The sequence below is a fragment of the Pseudomonas huaxiensis genome (genome assembly GCF_003231275.1).
Lineage (GTDB): Bacteria > Pseudomonadota > Gammaproteobacteria > Pseudomonadales > Pseudomonadaceae > Aquipseudomonas > Aquipseudomonas huaxiensis.
The window spans coordinates 1-1,137 of record NZ_QKVL01000132.1; the positions used below are offsets into that span (position 1 = coordinate 1).

A 1,137-nucleotide genomic window follows, 5' to 3' on the forward strand; every position below is an offset into this window, starting at 1 on the left:
ACACCCAGCTTGCCCGCCGCCCCGACACTCACATCCAGCCCCGCCTCGATCACCGCCGCATCTTTCGCCAGCGGTACGCCTTGAGTGCTGAACGCCGCGCCACCATCCACAAAGCGCAGGTCCGCATCCGGCTGGGTATCACCAAACGCATGGCGCCAGCCGAGGCTGCCGCGTGGCGTCAGGGTGGTGCCATTGCCCAGCACAAACTGCTTGCCGGCACGCAGGCCAACGGTGGTGAAGGTCGCGTCCTGTTTCGAACTGGCCTCCAGCGCACCCGCCCCGCCTTTCTCGCGACCGGTGTCGCTGTCGTAGTTGACGTAAGCGATCCCGGCGAACGGTTCCAGCGCCACGCCTGCGGCTTCAATGGTGTAACCCACTTCGCCGAACACCTGCGCACTGCCCGCCTTGTACTTGGCTTTCAGCTCTTCGTTGTAGTTACCGACGGCGACATGACGCTTGGTGTCGATGTCGTGCCAGCTATAACCGGCGCCCATACGTGCGGCGAAGGCATCAAGCTGGTAGCTCAGGTAGGTAGCGAGGTGGTAGCTGTCGACCGACGCATCCGAATTGCGCTTGTTGGCATCGAGGCTGGTCTTGGTGTAGCCCGCCGCGATACCCGCACGCCATTCGTCGTTGAGGTTGTTGTCGAAGCCGAGCATGAAGCCGGACAGGTCACGATCGACGCTGGCCACACCGCTGCCGCCGTCATGCGTGGCCCAACCGCCCAGCGCGGTGATCCAGCCCACGCCCTGCCCCTGGCAACCACTGCTGGTGCTCTGCAGGCCGCTGGTCGGAGCCAGCACGCTGCGTGGATCGCCATTGCCGCAATCGCCTTGGCGCATGCGGTCGTTGACGGTGTTGCGCAGGTAGCGGGAATCCTCCAGCAGCACGCTGGCGGTGCTGGCGTGGATTTCGCCGGACAGGCTGTCGAACGCGGCCTGCGCCGAAGCGCGATCCATGCTGGTGATTGCACTGTTCAGGCTGGCCGGTGCGGCTGCCGAACCCAGGGCGGCGGCGACGTCACGCTGGTTGTCGCTCACGGCCACATCGGCGAAGGCCACGCCGTTACGCGCGACCGACAGGCTGACGTCGTTGGTGCCGTAGACCAGACTGGTGTCGATGAACGCCAGGTTCGAG

At 65.3% G+C, this 1,137-nt stretch carries 1 protein-coding gene; it reads right to left on the bottom strand.

The genetic code is table 11. From position 1 onward, the window contains the following. On the bottom strand, positions 1-1,137 hold a 1,137-nt coding region (locus tag DM374_RS32535; protein WP_157969812.1), incomplete at both ends, for an autotransporter outer membrane beta-barrel domain-containing protein.